Annotated in this window: 15 protein-coding genes and 1 pseudogene; 4 read left to right on the plus strand and 12 right to left on the minus strand. The window is 34.9% G+C overall.

Annotated features, from left to right (window positions below; genetic code table 11):
* The 4 genes from EXE10_RS15620 to EXE10_RS15635 form a co-directional block, all read right to left on the minus strand.
* The coding region (locus EXE10_RS15620) for a TniB family NTP-binding protein (RefSeq protein ID WP_130113987.1) at positions 1-706 on the minus strand (706 nt) is incomplete at its 3' end.
* Positions 693-2573 (minus strand): Mu transposase C-terminal domain-containing protein, encoded by a 1881-nt coding sequence (locus tag EXE10_RS15625; RefSeq protein ID WP_130113988.1) that lies wholly within the window; start codon positions 2571-2573, stop codon positions 693-695. The genes EXE10_RS15620 and EXE10_RS15625, both read right to left, overlap by 14 nt.
* Position 2574: 1 nt before the next feature.
* Entirely contained in the window at positions 2575-3279 is a 705-nt protein-coding gene (locus tag EXE10_RS15630; RefSeq protein ID WP_130113989.1) for a hypothetical protein, read from the minus strand.
* A 241-nt stretch (positions 3280-3520) separates the two neighbouring features.
* The gene (locus EXE10_RS15635; protein ID WP_004999044.1) at positions 3521-3787 is read right to left on the minus strand and encodes a hypothetical protein; all 267 of its coding nucleotides are present in this window, start codon (positions 3785-3787) and stop codon (positions 3521-3523) included.
* A gap of 164 nt (positions 3788-3951) precedes the next feature.
* Between EXE10_RS15635 and EXE10_RS15640 the strand changes: the two genes are divergently transcribed.
* Positions 3952-4518, plus strand: coding sequence for a hypothetical protein (locus EXE10_RS15640; protein ID WP_228256849.1), 567 nt, complete (start codon positions 3952-3954; stop codon positions 4516-4518).
* 79 nt (positions 4519-4597) lie between these two features.
* Here EXE10_RS15640 and EXE10_RS15645 read toward each other — a convergent pair.
* Positions 4598-5427, minus strand: a pseudogene (locus EXE10_RS15645) (IS982 family transposase).
* 413 nt (positions 5428-5840) lie between these two features.
* On the opposite strand from EXE10_RS15645, the gene EXE10_RS15655 reads away from it, so the two are divergent.
* Positions 5841-7793, plus strand: a complete 1953-nt coding sequence (locus EXE10_RS15655) for a TniQ family protein (RefSeq protein WP_130113990.1) — start codon at positions 5841-5843, stop codon at positions 7791-7793.
* Positions 7794-7811: 18 nt separating this feature from the next.
* On the opposite strand, the gene EXE10_RS15660 is transcribed toward EXE10_RS15655, so the two are convergent.
* From EXE10_RS15660 to EXE10_RS15680, 5 genes are read right to left on the minus strand one after another with little or no spacing between them, the layout of a single operon-like run.
* A complete protein-coding gene (locus EXE10_RS15660) occupies positions 7812-8759 on the minus strand; it encodes a hypothetical protein (RefSeq protein WP_130113991.1) in 948 nt (315 codons plus the stop codon).
* A 25-nt stretch (positions 8760-8784) separates the two neighbouring features.
* Positions 8785-9447, minus strand: coding sequence for a His-Xaa-Ser repeat protein HxsA (hxsA, locus tag EXE10_RS15665; protein ID WP_130113992.1), 663 nt, complete (start codon positions 9445-9447; stop codon positions 8785-8787).
* 55 nt (positions 9448-9502) lie between these two features.
* Entirely contained in the window at positions 9503-10690 is a 1188-nt protein-coding gene (hxsC, locus tag EXE10_RS15670) for a His-Xaa-Ser system radical SAM maturase HxsC (RefSeq protein ID WP_130113993.1), read from the minus strand.
* A 5-nt stretch (positions 10691-10695) separates the two neighbouring features.
* Positions 10696-12117 carry a His-Xaa-Ser system radical SAM maturase HxsB gene (gene hxsB / locus EXE10_RS15675; RefSeq protein ID WP_130113994.1) on the minus strand — a complete coding sequence of 474 codons (1422 nt, stop codon included), beginning with the start codon at positions 12115-12117 and terminating at the stop codon, positions 10696-10698.
* Between the two features lies 1 nt (position 12118).
* A complete protein-coding gene (locus EXE10_RS15680; RefSeq protein ID WP_130113995.1) occupies positions 12119-12391 on the minus strand; it encodes a hypothetical protein in 273 nt (90 codons plus the stop codon).
* Positions 12392-12671: 280 nt separating this feature from the next.
* Here EXE10_RS15680 and EXE10_RS15685 point away from each other — a divergent pair, with 280 nt between their 5' ends.
* Complete coding sequence (locus EXE10_RS15685; RefSeq protein WP_130113996.1) at positions 12672-13634, plus strand: zinc-binding alcohol dehydrogenase family protein; 963 nt, start codon at positions 12672-12674, stop codon at positions 13632-13634.
* 134 nt (positions 13635-13768) lie between these two features.
* Here EXE10_RS15685 and EXE10_RS15690 read toward each other — a convergent pair whose 3' ends face one another.
* Positions 13769-14725, minus strand: coding sequence for a D-cysteine desulfhydrase family protein (locus EXE10_RS15690; RefSeq protein ID WP_130113997.1), 957 nt, complete (start codon positions 14723-14725; stop codon positions 13769-13771).
* 99 nt (positions 14726-14824) lie between these two features.
* Entirely contained in the window at positions 14825-15814 is a 990-nt protein-coding gene (locus tag EXE10_RS15695) for an NAD(P)H-quinone oxidoreductase (protein WP_068975825.1), read from the minus strand.
* Between the two features lie 446 nt (positions 15815-16260).
* Between EXE10_RS15695 and EXE10_RS15700 the strand changes: the two genes are divergently transcribed.
* Positions 16261-17754 (plus strand): long-chain fatty acid transporter, encoded by a 1494-nt coding sequence (locus tag EXE10_RS15700; RefSeq protein ID WP_130113998.1) that lies wholly within the window; start codon positions 16261-16263, stop codon positions 17752-17754.
* Positions 17755-17849: the final 95 nt, after the last annotated feature.

Here is a 17849-nt window from a genome sequence, read left to right on the forward strand (position 1 = left end):
GTGAGAATGTGATATTTTGCTTATTGAGTGTTCTTGAAACTTCCGCGAGAAATGCAAACATGCTCCCGCCATTTGAAGGATCAATAGTTAATGGATTTAGGTGGTAGATGAAAGGGAATCTACGTGCAATCTGGCTATCAACCTGAAGTAGTGGGACAAACTCAGGTAAACCAACTAAACAAAAACTAATCCCTGTTCGGTTTACTAGCGTTTTAAGCCAATTTCCTGTAGTCCGATTCATTCTTGTAGATGTTGGTTTACGCTCAAATAAATGATGGAATTCATCTAAGAATATAAGCTTGGTTTCACATTGCGCGAGTAAATAAATAAGTCTGCTAGTTAAGTATTCAGTAGTGCCATATCCATTTTCATAAGTAGGATCACCAAGCTCTTTGAGCATCGTTATTGCTAATGATTTAACTGTGGCAGGCGATGGTACTTCCACATAGCATACAGGGATGATGTTTTTCTTATGATCCTTCTCAATTTTTTCTGTACGAGGCATTAGACTTAAGATCGTTTTACAAAGCGTAGTTTTTCCAAGACCTCCTTCAGCAAGAAGCATACTTCCAACAGGCTCACTAAATGAAATACTTCTTTTTACACAATCTTGTATACCTGTGAAAGCAGTCATGAATTCATTAGAAGTAATAACAATATTATTAATAGATCGAATTTGTTCAAAACGATTCTCAAATTTTTCCATGTTTAAATACCTCCAATGAACCAAATTGATTGATTGGTGTAGGTACATTTATTGAGGAAACAGCTTGTTCAGCAATATCTTTGTCTTTTGAGAATAGTTGTTCTTCGATCCTCTGTAGCTGCTTGGGAAGCTCAAGAGTAAGTGGTTTCAATCTTGGCTTTCGTCTCACAAGATTAGTTTGAATCTCATGCATAAGTTTATACAGATAATATAAATCGGACATCGAACCAATTTTTTGTTTATCAGATTGAGATTGGATTTTCTTTAGTTTTTGAACTTCAAGATGGGTTACTCGTGTTAATCCAAATGTATAGTCTTGATTGGTTGAATCTGCTTGAATGATTACATCTTTTTTGTCGGGATCAATGATAAAAACTTCATTTAAATTTAAATCATCTATAAGCACGGTAACTTTTTTTATGCCTTTAGCTTGTAGTGTAGTTAGAGCATGTGAAAAATAACTAATACCATCTACACGTACTTGACCGTGATTAATGCTTCTTTCAATAGGCCTACGGCATAAGATTTTTGCATCTATATCTGTAAGAAAACTCGGTCGTATATCTTCAATGGCATCTTGCCACATAATGATAGGTGAACGCCCTGTCGTGTGATGGATAGATCGGTGATAAACCTCATGAATCCACGTATCTATATATTGTTTTAATTGTTCTAAAGTTAATTGTGCAATTTTACTTGAATTATATTCACCTCTATTCGTTGGATTAGAAAAAGTTGTACCCGGTAGTTTTTGTATAATCCCATGTGTGAGCGTACTAAAAAAACGTTCAATATGAGGTTTGTTATTAGGTGTACCTACTTGGGAAGGAGTCAAAGTAATTTTCAGCTGTTCACATACTCGTTCGAGAGCATTGTTTTTAAACTCCACTCCATTATCTGGAATGACGATACTTGGGATTCCTCCTGGTAACTTTTGGTTTGGCCGAGTAATCATATCTTTGATGACTTCTAATGTAGTTGCAGCACTAGGGGGGTACATATTGATATAAGTTCCAACAATGGCTCTAGAGTAGATATCAATTGCACATGCGAGAAATGGTCGACCTAAGGCAAGTTTCGTCTTCGGATCAATCACGATTAGATCTAAATAGTGTGTATCAATTTCGACCATATAAAGAGCGAATGGACTAATGATACTTTTGCCAGCAGCTTGAAATTTTTTCTTCGCTATACGGGACCCTTTTTTCATTTTAAATTCAATATAAGGATCTAATTTTTTGATATGTCGCTGGATACTACGAAGTGTTGGTAACTGTTCTAATGGGATGCCTTGTTCCATGAATCGGCCAAGCATATAGGCAAGTACGTCTTTACCACTTCTGTATTCAGGCTTTAAATAGATTTCATTGATTGCTTGATTTAGAATTTGGTAAATTTCAGGAGGGAATCGTAAACTGCGATTACCTGAATGTTTATTTTGCAAGCACAGTTTATTCTGAGAAGAACTTTGATATTTATTGATCCATCTTGCCACAGTACGGCACGAAGGTGGGTTAAGGTCATTAATGTCGGAAGCTATCTGGGGGATTAATTTGGAAAGCAGATTAATACTTGTAGGGTGCTCCAATAGTTGTAATGCATTAATAACATAGCGTTCTTTGCGATGAAGTTCTGAGCTATATTTGGAGTTGATTATGAGTTTCTCAGGTGCAAATACACATAAAATTTCACCTAATTTATAGCGACTTTCGAATTCGGTGGGTGTTATTGAAAATGACTTTCCACCAGCTATAGCGGCATATCGAATAGCATTATAGGTTATAGATCCGATTTCAAAAATATAGTCGGGATGTGCTTTAAAATAAAAACGAAAACCAGATTGAGGTATAAAAAGAGAGTTTTCCATATTAATAGACCTTTCGACTATTCATGTTTTCTGAGCGGAGCTTAATTTTTTTATGAAAAAATAAATAATCAGCTAGTTCTTGTTTAAGACCTATTGATTCAAGTGTTTTGTAGACTTGCTGTGAGGTATAAAATTCTTCGAAATTTAAGTGACGTAAGGCGTAATTGATTTCGAGGGTGTTCCAATTGAATCTATGTCCTCTTTGATACCAGTAAAGTAGCTGCGAAATTTCTGATTCACTTGGTAAGTCTGTGTGATCTATTAGCTTAAAAGTAATATCAATTGAGTGGAGTAGATCAGAAAGTATTGCAAAGCGGTTTAAGTCATCAGTTGACAATGATGCTATGGATGGTTTGACTTCATGGACTTCATAAGCACCTTCTTTGGTTTGAACCAAGAAATCTGGAAAACAATACTGTTTATTGATAAGTAAAATTTTTAATGCTTGTGATCGATAATTAATGACGTTTGGATTTTGTTCTAAACTGATCGCATGAGCCAGTTCAAGACGGCTTTCTAGTGGTATTGCACCGCAACACTTTTGACTAGGGAATAGGGACGTTCGACGGCCAAAAGCACCTTGATAGATTTTACGTTGTCCATGAAGTGTAGCTGCTACATTTGCTGTTGATTCAAATGCAATCCTGATTTGTTCAAGGATATTTATTTGAATATCAGTTTTTGAAAAAACTGTTTTATAAGACATATCTGTTTATCCAGAAGTAATCCTATTCTCAATAGATATTTGAGAATGAGTTAATCTGTACTATTACTATTGAATAGCACTTACTTGACTGGTGACGATATAGAGAAGATACTATGATTCTCAGGTCTTTATATGCTTCTATATAAAGTCACAAACGGATCCTTTTTAGGGTCCGTTTTTTATTGATTTTTGGTTTAGTTTTTCATGATGACTCCATAATAATTTTTTGAAAAATGAAAATTTAGTGGTTATGGTTCGGATCTAAAGATGAGTTTCTTTGGTTTGCTAGCCATGTAGCAACATCTTTTACTAACGCATATTTTCCACGACGATTTGGGAAAGTGAAAATAGGAATAGGAACAGTTTTACGTGTTAATGCTTGACGAAAAGCATCTGTGGTTTTGTAACCTAAAGCAATTCTTAAAGCATCATCAGCTATTAGTGGGCCGTAACGGTCAAATAGCTCTTTTTCTATTGTTGTTGCATCAAGCATTAAATGGTTTTGCATAGGTTGTCTTGTATTGTCCTGTCACAACAGGAGCATATATCTTTTAAAAAAAGTTGTGTAGAAAGTAAAAACAGCTCAATCTTTTACTCTATACAAATTTCTAATTTATTGTTTTTAAATTATAAATAACTATAACTAGGATTTTTTTTGAGATTGACTAAAAAATGAAAAATACAAAAATGGAAAAAAGAAGTGAGTTGGATATCGTTCGAGTTTCATTATGGTATTGGTATATCAGGGTCAATTTATCTAAAAATTCAGATTATCAAATTGAAAAAGTAATTGAGCCAGATGCTTTTAATAAAAATAAGCATGGTGATGCTTATCATAATAATAAATGGCGAGGTTATCGCTTAGGTAAACATACACCAAGTCCTATACTTATAGGCCAAGCAGAATCTCATGTACAAGGCAGCTCTATGCTTCTCAAACATACTTTTTGGCAAGTCATGAATAACTCCATTAGTATTGAATCGCTGTTACGTGATGAGCTTAGAAATCTATCGTGGGAAGTCCAACGTATTCTTTATAAAGCTAACAAATATGATTGTGGGAGTACATTAGTCACGCATCTATCTAAAAGAAAATTACGCCAGCTAGAGTGTTTAGCTGGATTGGATGCATTGGCTGCATATTCTTGCACAAACCTACCATCTATTCCTATTCATAGCCTACCAGTCATTCCTGTTCGTACCATACCAGTCATTTTTGTTCACAATGAGCCACTTTAGATTAGAATAAATAATTTTTTCTAATTAACCTGAATCCTGTTTAAACCGATGTTTCCATAATACGAACCATCGGCTTGTTTTAATGACAAAGTTGATAAGCACATAAAGAAGCATAAATGCCTGCCAAATAACAAGTAATACTTCGTGCTTTGCTCGTGACTAAGTTGTATGTCACTTTTAGCAAGCTAAATAATATTTCTATTTTATTGCGTTGTTTTAAATGGTAGTTATCAGCTTTTGATAATTTAATGGTTTACATGTTTTTACGATGATAGGTCATCAATTCAATGCCTTGATTGTTAAGCCTGCTCTTAAGTTCATGACTAATATAGCCACGATCTGCATAGAGTTTGGCTATCATTCCTTGGACTAGCTGCTCCACCATTTTGATATCTGCTGTATGTCCATTGGATAAAATAGTATTGACTATTCCACCTGATTGATTCATTAGTAAATGTAGCTTACAGCCAAAGAACTAACCTATGGAGCTTTTTCCACGTGTTGCAATAGCTAATAAAGACTTATGACGTTGTATCCGCTGATTTTTACAGACAGGTAATTCAGTTGAATCAATCCATAAATAATTGCTGTGCTGATCTTTCGTCAAAGCAAAATGTAGGGCATGTAAAGCTAGTTGATGTGTATTCATCAGATGAATCATGCGTTGATAACATGGCAGATGCTTAAATAGATGGCTATTGTTATATTTTAATGCTGTAAAGAATCCTTTGAAATTATTGAAATGAGAGCACTTATACCAAATTGCATAAAGGTAATTTCAGAAATACTGAGCTGAGCAGGACGAACTCTTGAGCATCGAAAGTTCTGCTTTAGGAAATTCCAATAGATTGATTCAAATTTTAGAAAGAAATCATTAATTACGCAGAATAATTGGGTACTATCAATCATAAGGACTAGAGTTGTGAGTTTTGTGTGGTAACTCAACTGATAGCTCTAGTCCTTCTCTTTTTCAAGTCAATTGCTTATCCGAGATTCGGGTTAATTAATAACCTGATGATCGCAGCTAGAATCTCTATAATTTAGATCCTATTATTTTTAGGGGGGATTACCTCACCAGCACTAGATAGCCAACTCGTAGGCATGCAAATTCAATTAGCTACGAAAGGCTATCACTCATATGTAATGAGCCTGATTAGGGAAAGTATTACACATGCTTTACATGATAATAGGCAAGTAATAACTCCCCTTGATTTCAGTTATGCATGGAAATTAGGCATCACGCTCTACATTAGCAAACAAAATAAAAATCCATTTGAAATGAATATTTCACAAATCATTTCATTAATTTAATAGTCAAAATTATGCAAAATTCTCTTTTAATACAAGCAATACCTCATAAAGATGAGTCACCAATGAGTTTCTTGTTAAGAACAGCAGAACTCAATGCACATAGTTCAATTTTTAATTTAATAGGCAAAGAAAAGTATAAATCTATCATTCGTCAGTCTTTGAATTATCATATTTCTGATATGAAACGCTTCACTCAAGTGTTAGAAGCATTAAATCTTGATAGTTCTTATAAATTTCTAGCTTTTGAAAGGTCAAGGCCAACCAATAGATCTCCTATAATGATTGGAACAATTGAAGTCCCCCATGAATTATTAGAATTAGAAGGTTTACGCTACTGTCCTACTTGTCTTTCTGAAAAAGCATATCTTAGAAAAATATGGACATTAAAGCCTATACATGCATGTCCAATACATTCTTGTTTGTTAATTGATTCTTGTCCTGAATGTAAGAATTTTCTTCTCCCCAAAACAGGGGTTCTAAACTGTTCTCGCTGCGGTTTTAAATTAGATAAAGGACCCGTACAAAAAGTAAAATCAATGGAAAGTATCTATTGGTTTCTTGACATACTTACGCATAGTTCAAATGAAGTTTTTTTAGATTTTGCATCATGCTGGAAAGCATTCAATTCTTTCTTAAAAGATGATAATTCCAATACAAATGAAAATATTTTTTTTAAAGTGTATGAATATTTTTCTGATCTAGAGACTTCTGCCATAAAATTAAGTGAAAATATTAACAGTAGAAGTGAGAATTCTCATCCACGTATTCTATTGCTACCATTTCTAAAACATAAAAAACTTTTCAACAAGCATATTAAAATCACCGAAAAGAATTCTTCAGAATATAGAATTAGTGAAAATAGTATTTCCAAAAATCTTAGAAATTATGAAATACAACTGATCTTAAATATTTCTCGATTTGAGCTTGAGAAATTGATAGAAAATGACTTTTTGAAGCTTGAACAGAAAGAACTCTACAAAGGAGATATTGCTAGCAGAGACATAGAACACTTCTTAATTGATACATATTCTCAACCTAAATCTACACTTCTCACTAGCATCGAAGCACCCGCAGACAATGATAGTATGCAATTAAAGGATGTTGCTAAGTTGTTAGGTATCAATTATGACCTTGCTAGAAAACTAGCAAAAGCTGGATGGTTCAAATTAGAGAATACAAATGAAATACCACAGACTTTCAAAAAATATTCAAAAGAAAAGGTGAATGAATTCAAAGAAAATTACATACTCGTTAGTCCACTAGCAACACAGCTAAAAGCATCTCCAACTAATCTAGTGGAAAAATTAGCGGCTTTAGGTATTACTCCTACTAATGGTCCACATATAGATTCAACTGCAATAAATATTTTTTTAAAGACTGATGTCCAAGATATAAAGCCAGATGACTTAAATATGATTAAAGGTTATCCGACTCGTTCTGGAAGGCAAAAAAACACCTTAAATAAAATATCGCATAGTAAGGATTATTACTCTTTAAAAAATGCTGCCGCACTCTTAGAAATCAGCCCCAATAAGGTTGCTGTACTTGTTCAAAAAGGAATTCTGATCAAAGATAAGAACAATCCATTATCAGTTCAAATAGAAGCTAGCTCTCTATTAAGTCTGAAAAACAAACTCAATAGCGAAAATTATATTTCCTATGTAGATGCAGCAAAGCAATTAAATTGTCCCATGAACTGGATGAAAAAATATTGGTGCAATACAGGCTTCTTAAGCATTGAAGATTTAGTCTATTGGAAGCTCATTCCGCGAGAAGAACTCAGTGAAGTACTTAAATTGAAGGAAGTCTATATGACAGGTACTGAAGCTAGTGCATTACTAGGTATGCGTCATTCACATATCACAAACTTGCAAAAGCAAGGACTTATCAAAACCTATTACATGGGTAAAACTGATAAAAAAATTAGGCTTTTTAAACGTTCTGATGTATTAGGTCTGAGCTAGTACATATAAAATAGATTATCACTTTTGATTATGCGTTCTTCGTATAATTAAAAGTGAATCATTTGGAATTTCTACTTTCACCTTGATAGGAACCATATTCCCATTTTGATCTTTAGCTTTAGATGTATATTGGACTAAAGCATTTTTCCCAACACCTCTTAACAAGACTTCAGCATCTTTAATTTCTATGTATTCACCTTTCTTCTCTCCAATTCTGGCTTCAGGAAAAAAATCTTTGAATACTAATTTGATATAAATAAGGCTATTTTTATCATCTTCTCGTACAGAACCTAGTGTATTCTTAATAAAAATATTTGTATCTTTTCCTGCATAAAAAAGATATACGACACTAGGAACGATTAAAATATAAACCAACATTAATAATAATTTTTTATTTTTATAGTCCTTCTCATTCTCAGTTAAATTTTCATTATTTAATTTTTCTGTTTTTAATTGATTTATGATTTTATCAATACAAAATTTTAGTAATAAACTTAAAAAAATCATTGTAATCAAATTCAATAATTTTCCACCATAAAAAGCAAACACAAAAGCCAAGCCAAAAACAGAAAGTAAAAACTTGATAAAAAATTTTCCAATTCGATCAACACTTTCTTTCAAATCTAATTTGATAAAAAAAAGATTCAATAATTTTTTGGCTAACTTTTCTCTAAAATAAAATAAGGTGATACATATATTTTTTAATACACTTAATAAACCAACTAAAGTATTTCCGAGAGCATAGTGTGACCCTAAAAATAACAGATACACAAAACAAAATTTAACTGTGATAAGAAAGAATAAAAGACCATCCCCCAACGACAAATCTGTTGGAAAATAATCAATATAAATAAAATAGCAAAGTATAAGGCATATACCAAAACCAATGATAAACTTAGTAATTAGCCCACTAAATCCTATTAGCCATTCTATCTTCAAGAATAGAAATTTAAGAAATTCTGACATTTTTTATTTTTTTGAATCTAAATTCTTAATAAGAGTCTTCAACAAAATTGACCGCTGGAATTCCTAGACTATTTAATAATTCTGTAGTCATTCGACCATTAACTGTTAATGCTTTATCAACTTGATAATTTGCAATAGCTTTTCTTGTGTTTTTACCCAAATCACCATCAATTTTTCCGGAATAATAACCGAGTCGTAGTAAAGACATTTGTACACGTTTCACCTGTAGCACACGAGCTAATACCGGGTCTTCTGTTGCTCCAGTATTAACTGAAGTAGAGTTGCCATAGAAAGGATTAGAGGCTGTATCAGTCCGTGTAGGTACATTACTATATGTTTTTACAGTTATATTTGAACTTTTTTTCGCAGTTGAAGTAGTCCCGGCATATGAACTACTTGTACTTGGTGCACTATAAGTCGGTACAGAATAGGTTGGAAGTTTAGAACTTGAATAGCCCGAATAACCAGTACCAGAATAATGACTCGAATGACTTGAGTGGCTACGATGACTTGAGTGACTTCGATGTGCAGCAAACACATTTTCGTACTCATAATTGAGAGGACGAATTGATACTGGCTCTAAGTTATCATAAGAATCAACAGTCACATTCGCCATTGCTTCCGCTTTATTATGAACGATTGGAGCTGATACAGCAAAAAGAGCTAACGATTTTATAAATTTACTCAAGTTTCCACCGCCCCAAAAAATAATAAGATACTAATTAATAAATATATTATGCAATTTAAGTTTTCATAATATCAACAAGTTTAATTGGCGACAACGTAGATGGCATCCATCCTGATTTGTACCAACTAAATAGTCCACAACAATCAGCTTTAATTTCACAACTATTACATACATCATCATATGTATTTTTCCAATCAGAAATACTTTTTGCTGCATATTGCCATAAGCTTTGCGGCAAACAGCATAGCGGAATATTCATTAAAATTAACCGAGTTTTAGTACTTAGCAATAAATCCACTGCCGCATTTAGTTGATCCCACCAGTCCTTAATATCAACTTGGCTAAGTTCCTTATTCGCAAGTGCAAAACCAATAGGTTCACATCCAATCAGAGCGACCTCATTCACAAATGGAAGATTGGTTCGTATATAGGTACAAAGATCAATTAAGTTCTCCAATACAGGCTTAACTAAAACAATTCTTAACTGTATCGGTTGTTCGTAATGCTGGAGGACATATAGACCTTCTAGTGTTTCTTCAAAAGCCGAATGTTGCTGCACGACAAAGTCATGTAAAAGATCTGCGTGACCATATAATGGGATAAGCCAATTCACTTTTGTTTCAAGATTAGATAACACTGATTTAGCTATCTTAGGATTACTCAACAAGCGACCATTCGTTAATACATCAATCTTGGTTGTAGGAAATTTATTATGAATGGTATCGATGATTAACCTTAACTGAGTATCTAGTAGTAATGGCTCACCACCTGTTAAACCAATATTCATCGGTTCATAGCTGAGATGATCAATAATTTCTAATGCTTGTTGTACTAACCATGAATCATCATGCTTAGTAGGTGGCTGAGAGCACATGATGCAATAGTTATTACATCTGTTAGTTAAAAACAAAGTATGGTGAGTATCACTTGCTCTCAAAAGTACGCTTAGGTTCTTTTTATATGGATCAATAGTAACCACGTCATTTGATTCTAGTGCTTGTTGTTCTGGAATAAAGAGATTATTTGCACCAACCCTTTCGAGCAAGTCTGAGCTATAAATTGAATAAAGATTATCTAGCCCAGCCTGAATATATCGATCAAAGATTTCAACTTCCTGGATATTAGTAACTGGCACTAAAATAGATTGATTAGGCAACCACTCTACATCTAAGTTATCCAGATTAAGTACCCTAAAGATTTGTGGGGTATGTTTTGTGACTGAGTCTAGTTTTATTTTTCTCATACTATCTACTTACTAAAGGCCCACTGATTTGCTAACTTTCTAAACTTGTCAGAATTTTGGTACTTGTTAAATATCAAATCGAACAAACCCATGTAGCGCCTACAATGACTGGTTAAATGTGTTGGTGGAGTCATCGTTTTGAATTCGTTATAAGCACTGATAGGATCAGGCCCACAATAAGGTAGATAAGCACATTGACTACAACTCGGATCATTGAAATTCAAACTCGAAGTAATGATATTTCTTTGTAGATCCGAGCTTAACAATTGAGATAAAGGTTCACCAATTTTACCTAAGCGTAAAGAAGTGTCCCCTGTTTCTTTTAGCATACGAGATTCATCACTAGGGTATACGTATCCATCATAGTTATAGACAATACACCCTAATCCAGCGCCGGATGGACTTTGGAGATCAATATAACCTTGATCAAATGGAGAAAGGATTTTGTTTAATAAAATTGCTGAATGAACTTCTATTAGTTCATATCCTCTATCATTCCAATGAATGACACGTTCCAATGCTTTCTCATAAAAATCTAAGAACTCAGCGTGAGTTGGGGCAAGTCGCTTTGAGTTCTTCTTAGCAAATCCATAATCACTCAAACCACGAATAAAAATATCCTTAAATCCTAATTGAACATATGCATCTACAATCTCACTAGGATAATTCAAGCTTTTACGTGTAGTCGTCATTAATGCAGAAACTGAGTCTTGGCCTAATTCTTGACGTGCTAGTTCTAAGCCTTCAATAGTTCTTTCATAAGCATCTCGATTAGCAATCGGTCTATTCTTATTATGTAAGTCTTCAAGACCATCAATACTTGTAGACAATACCACTTGATGTTCTTTGAAAAATAAACACATTTCAGAGGTTAACTGGTGCAATGTTGTAGTTACCACAAAACGAATAGATCTATTGTGCTCTTTGTTTTTTTCAGTAATGTATTCAATAGCAAGTTGTACTAAATCATATTTGATTAGAGGATCTCCCCCTTGGAACTCAACTGTTAAAGTATCTGATGTACTTTCAAAGATAGTATCGCAGGCCAAGAGTAAATCTTTTCTAGAAATAGTGAACTCATCTCCTGCTTGTTGGCGACTGACTTGGCAGTAAGAACATGAGTGCATACATTGAATCGTCACAACAATAATATGGAGCGAAGTTCCTTCTAGAATTGTTGATTTTTTTGCATGTAACCTTGAAGTTAAAGCTCGCTTTGAACCAATAGCATTTTGACTCATCAGAAAAAATTTGGATTTCAATTTGAGATAGATATCCATATCTAATGATTCATCTTTAGCAATAATTTTTTTTAAATTATCTTGAGAAATAAACTCAAAATCACCCGTAACACTTGTTATGAGATAATTATCATCTGTCATTCGTTTAAAGTTAAATGGCATTAATTCCACATTTTTAAAAATCATTTTATTTACTTATACTTGCTAAAATAATTGCATCAACAAAAGACTTCTGTTGAGGACTAACTTGCTTATTTAACTCTTTACGTAATTTAAAATCATTTAAGAAATTAAGAATTAAATTTTTTTGATACGAATCTTCAACTTTAAAAAAGAAATACTGAGAATCTAATCGTTCTACCTCGTATGTAATTGGGCAGAATCTCAATGCCTGTATGATTTCATCTAATGACATCTCAACATGAATATCAAAACCAAACTGAATTAATTTTTGACTCATTTCTCCCCCCAAGAACGATAATTTTTATCTAATTTTCTAATAATACCTTATGTATTTGTATTTTGATGCAAGGTATAAAGAACATTTCATTATTGTGTAAGTAAGGTCCGAATCAAAACCTGTTTTTTACGTAATGACAGCTTATGTGTCGCGAAATCCTAATAAAGACAGCTTTTGTGTCGTAAAAGTTGTCATTAAGTTTCACTGATGATGCTTAAGCATATGATTTTCTATTCGATCCAATGACAACTTATGTGTCGCATGACGCTCAGAATCAAATGTGTTTTCTGAAATTGAAATCAACCAACCTATTGCCAGTGGTCATGACTTACTCATCCAAGTCAAAGCCATTTCAGTAAATCCTGTTGATGTTAAAATGCGGCAACGCACTGCGCCTGAAAATGACACTTGGAAAATTTTAGGACATGATGCAGTTGGAACTGTCATCGCCATTGGAGATCAAGTTGAAGACTTTAAAGTCGGTGATGAGGTTTTCTATGCAGGATCAAACCAACGACAAGGTTCTTATGCAGAGTATCAATTGGTCGATGAACGTATTGTTGGATTTAAACCTAAATCATTAAGCGATGCTGAAGCAGCTGCGCTACCACTCACCTCTTTAACCGCCTATGAAATGCTCTTTGATCGCTTAAAAGTTCAAGAAACCAAAGCAGATAAACCAGTCATTTTAGTGATCGGTGCTGCTGGTGGCGTGGGTTCAATTACAGTTCAACTATTAAAAGCCTTAACTGAATTTACCGTGATCGCGACTGCCTCTCGTCCTGAATCTAAAACTTGGCTCAAAGAAATTGGTGCAGATTTTGTCATTGATCATCAGCAATCAATTGAATCACAAATCAAAGCTTTAGATATTGGCTCACCGCACTATGTATTCTCTATCAATGGTACAGGAGCTTATACACAAGCCATCGCCAATGTGATTGCACCACAAGGACACTTTGGCTTGATTGATGATCCTGAAAATTTTGTGATTAATCCATTTAAAGTGAAGTCGATTTCAATTCATTGGGAATCAATGTTTACACGTTCAACTTTTCAAACCAGAGACACCGCTCGACAAGGCGATATTTTAAATAAAGTGTCAAAATTACTCGATGACAAACGAGTAAAAACAACTTTAGGGCAAAATCTCGGTAAAATTAATGTGGAAAATATTACTGAAGCCCATCGATTGATTGAATCAGGGAAAAGCATTGGTAAGATTGTATTAGAAGGCTTTTAGTTTAAGAACTTCGAAATGATCAATCTTTATCTGCTGATCAATAAAAGTCTTAGTCAAAGCCTCTAAATTTTAACGCATGGTGTAATGTCAACTTCGTATAATGACACTACACCATATTTTTAATAAATATTTTATTAAACCCGAGATAGTGACGTTGCATATTGAACGACGTCTAGATGTCCAAAGAATCCAGGCAAACCACCTGTATGTAGAAAAATGGTTTTCTGCCCTTTTTGAATCGCCCCATCACGTACGGCTGCAACCAAACCTGCAAATGCACGTCCTGTATAGATTGGATCTAAAACAATCCCTTCATATTGTGCAATTAAACGTAATGCCTCTTTTACAGGCTCAGTTAAAGCACTATATCCATCACCAACTTGATCCAGTCGCACACGAATTGTGTCTGAATAATCTGAGGATTGCATATCTGCTAATAAATTACGCACTCGATTTTCAGGATCTGTAACTGCTCCAGTATGTACACCATAAACCAAATCAGCGCCTAACTCATGGACTAAACCCGCCATTGTTCCACCTGAGCCCAATGCAACCACTACATGGTCAATATGTTCAGCTTGTTGCTTTAACTCTTTGGCACAATCAACATACCCCTGTGCAGCATATGCATTCGATCCACCAAAAGGAATGAAAGAAGCTGTAATGCCTTGCTGTTGTAAGTCCTGAATCCGTTGTTGAGCAGCTTGTTCTAATTGTCCATCATCAGCATCACCTAACCAATGTAATTTGGCACCAAATAGTCCATCTAAAACAATATTGCCTGTTGGATGCTCAGGAGCTTGCCCTGCTAAAACCAATTCAACATTTAATCCTAGTTTTGCTCCTGCAGCAGCTGTTAAGCGAGCATGATTACTTTGTGCAGCCCCCACAGTCACCAAAGTTGTCGCACCTTGTTCAACTGCTTTTGCACACGAATATTCAAGTTTTCTGATTTTATTTCCGCCACCACCTAAGCTAGATAAATCATCACGTTTAATCCATAGATCTTCGGCATTCAAACCTAAAGCAACTGCTAAACGAGGTAAATTTTCTAGTGGTGTATTCCATGTACCTAATGCAATTTTATTCATCAAAAATATCTCATGACCATTTATGTAATGGAATGTTGAATACTGCAATTGCAATGACTACAACTCGCCATTGGATCACAATATTCAAATCTTTTTATGTTAAATCACTTCAACCACAACTTTACCGATATGTTCACCCGTATCTAAACATGCATGTGCATCTTGAATCTGATCAAACTTAAACGTTTTATAAATCATCGGTAAACATTCACCTTTAGCCCACAGTGGCACAACATGTTCCATTAAGCCTTGGGCAATTTCAGCTTTTTCAGCAGTATTTCGCGCACGCATAGTCGAACCCGTAATGGTCAAACGCTTCATCATAATCTGACCTAACTTCACCTCTTTGGCTTTTGCACCACCAAGGAAAGCAATATAAACCAAACGACCATCACGACGTAATAAGTTCAAGTTTTGATCTAAATATGGTGCTCCTACCATATCTAGGACAATATCAACACCTGTATTGTCCGTCTTTTCATTGATTACTTGCTCAAAATCTTGAGTTTTATAATTAATTGCAGTGGTTAAATGACCTATCGCTGCAACTTTTTCATCTGAACCGACTGTAGCAAATGACTTTAAACCTAATGATTGACACAACATTAAAGTCGTTGTCCCAATTCCACTTGCACCACCATGCACAAGCACCGTTTCACCTGCTTTGGCATGTGCCATTTGGAACACATTTGCCCATACCGTGAAGAATGTTTCAGGAATCGCAGCCGCCTGAATATATGAAACACCGGTTGGCACGTGAATCGTCTGTGACTCAGGTACTACACAATATTCTGCATAGCCACCACCATTGGTTAAACCACAAACCTTATCCCCTACTTTAAATAAAGTCACATCCACACCCACAGCAACAACTTCACCCGCAACTTCTAATCCAGGAACAGGGGTCACGCCTTTTGGCATTGGATATAAGCCTTGACGCTGTAAAATATCAGGACGGTTGATACCAAAAGCATGCACTTTAACTAAGACCTCATCAGACTTCGGCTGCGGAATCTCAACTGATTCATACGCCAATTTATCCACGCCACCTGGTTCTGTGATAATCACTTGTTGCATTGTTGTTGCCATTGCTTCCTTCCTTTTTAATCCACTACTTTTCATGCTTTTCTATTTGAACATAAAGTTCAGCGTGAATGAATCTTTATCTATTTTTGGTTCAAACTATATTGGAATAAGCTCTTTAAAAAATACACTATTCCGTAATTTTTTGATAAATGCTTTACAGAAGCAAAGCAAACCGAGTACTACAATTCAATATATTGACAATGTTGACAAAAATAAATGTCATAAAAGCTAATTTTCGGATTACATTGTTAAACTTATCTGATATTTTAAAATGACTAGGGTTAAATCTGACGGTTTTTCATACTAAATGTACTTTATTTTAAAGTTCATCTATTCAAACAACTGCACAGAATTTTAAACAGTACACAGTAATAAAAAACGATCACAATCTTAGTAAAACAAAAGTAAAAACAAAAACTTAATACTCAATTATCAAGGAATAGATAAATATGAGAATCAATAAAATTGCTTTAGCTGTTATGACCACCTGTATGCCGATCACAGCACTCTATGCTGCTGCAATGGATCGCTCTGGACAATCGATTGCACCATTTCTACAGCCCAATAATTACTTTGAAGCTGGAATTTCCATATTAGATCCAACCGTTGAAGGAAAAGAAGCTGATGTTTCGGCGACACGTCGAGATATTGAAGATATGGGCAATGACTATTATTTTCCCAGTGCTGCAATAAAACTCCAGCTTACAGACAATATTTCTTTTGGTTTGCTTTATGATCAGCCTTTTGGTGCGGATGTCGCCTACTCAGGCAATAATATTTTTGTGACGGACAGTAGTACCACAATTTTAGATCAAAAGTTATTGACTGGATTGATTGATCAAAAATTTGCAAGTTTAACGGCTGAACAAAAAGTCGGATTGGCAATACAAGGCGTTAAAGGTGCCGATTATTTAAAAACCCCTGCTGGACAAGCAGAGTTTGCCCAAACACTACAAGCGTATAATAACAATGCGACAGCAAAAGCTCAGATTGATACAGGTGTAAAAGCTGGAATTACCCAACAAGTGGATGCAACTAAAGCTTACCTTGGAAAAGGACAAACTTCGGCAAAAGTCGATACTGAAAACCTGAGCATGATTTTTGGCTATCAACCCATTAAAAATATTAATATTTATGCGGGTGGCGTCTACCAAACCATTGACGGTAGTTTACACTTAAGAGGTCAAGCGACCAGTGTTTATAATGGTTATGATGCAACTTTTAAAAAAGACAGTGGTGTCGGCTGGCTCGCTGGTTTTGCCTATCAAATTCCTGAAATTGCTCTAAAAGCATCAATTACCTACCGTTCAGAGATCGACCATAAAGTCACGACCCATGAAAATGTTTCCAGTCTGCCCGCTTTGGTGGGATTAGGACAAATTTCTCAAGCAACTGCGGATGGTATTGCAGGGACACAGAAAAAAACAGATATTACTACGCCACAATCGGTCAATATTGATTTACAAAGTGGCATCATGAAGGACACGGTTGCATTTGCCAATATCCGTTGGGTCAATTGGAAAAACTTCGCCATCCAACCTTATCAGTTTGGGGTAATTTCAAAAATTGTGGGACAACTGCCTTCCGTAGCTCAACCGAATGGTTTTAATTTATTGAAATATTCAGATGATCAATGGAATGCAACTGTCGGTGTTGGACGCAAATTAACAGATCAATGGGCGGGTAATGTATCTGTCGGATGGGACTCTGGTGCAGGCAACCCGATCACAGCACTTGGACCAACGGAAGGATATTGGAATGTCGGGCTCGGTGTGCAATTTAGCCCTACACCACAAACCTTTATTTCAGGTGGTGTAAAATACTTCTGGTTAGGTGATGCGCAAGGGCAAATCGCTTCTCAATCAGGTAAGAAAACCTATGTTGCTGATTTCACAGATAATACTGCGATTGCCTATGGTTTGAAAATTGGTTACCGTTTCTAAAGTACTATCGGTTTAGCATGTAAGTTTCCTAAACTTACATGCATCTTTACTCATGAATGAACCACTATTCAAAATAATATTTCTAGCAATAAATT

The sequence above is a fragment of the Acinetobacter sp. WCHAc060033 genome (assembly GCF_004209125.1).
In the GTDB taxonomy this organism is placed as follows: Bacteria; Pseudomonadota; Gammaproteobacteria; order Pseudomonadales; family Moraxellaceae; genus Acinetobacter; species Acinetobacter wuhouensis.

Bases quoted from the DNA above. Each gene is read 5' to 3' on its own strand.
- EXE10_RS15625 (WP_130113988.1), bottom strand. From the start codon at position 2,573: ATGGAAAACTCTCTTTTTATACCTCAATCTGGTTTTCGTTTTTATTTT.
- EXE10_RS15630 (WP_130113989.1), bottom strand. From the start codon at position 3,279: ATGTCTTATAAAACAGTTTTTTCAAAAACTGATATTCAAATAAATATC.
- EXE10_RS15635 (WP_004999044.1), bottom strand. From the start codon at position 3,787: ATGCAAAACCATTTAATGCTTGATGCAACAACAATAGAAAAAGAGCTA.
- EXE10_RS15640 (WP_228256849.1), top strand. From the start codon at position 3,952: ATGAAAAATACAAAAATGGAAAAAAGAAGTGAGTTGGATATCGTTCGA.
- EXE10_RS15655 (WP_130113990.1), top strand. From the start codon at position 5,841: ATGCAAAATTCTCTTTTAATACAAGCAATACCTCATAAAGATGAGTCA.
- EXE10_RS15660 (WP_130113991.1), bottom strand. From the start codon at position 8,759: ATGTCAGAATTTCTTAAATTTCTATTCTTGAAGATAGAATGGCTAATA.
- hxsC (WP_130113993.1), bottom strand. From the start codon at position 10,690: ATGAGAAAAATAAAACTAGACTCAGTCACAAAACATACCCCACAAATC.
- hxsB (WP_130113994.1), bottom strand. From the start codon at position 12,117: ATGATTTTTAAAAATGTGGAATTAATGCCATTTAACTTTAAACGAATG.
- EXE10_RS15680 (WP_130113995.1), bottom strand. From the start codon at position 12,391: ATGAGTCAAAAATTAATTCAGTTTGGTTTTGATATTCATGTTGAGATG.
- EXE10_RS15690 (WP_130113997.1), bottom strand. From the start codon at position 14,725: ATGAATAAAATTGCATTAGGTACATGGAATACACCACTAGAAAATTTA.
- EXE10_RS15695 (WP_068975825.1), bottom strand. From the start codon at position 15,814: ATGGCAACAACAATGCAACAAGTGATTATCACAGAACCAGGTGGCGTG.
- EXE10_RS15700 (WP_130113998.1), top strand. From the start codon at position 16,261: ATGAGAATCAATAAAATTGCTTTAGCTGTTATGACCACCTGTATGCCG.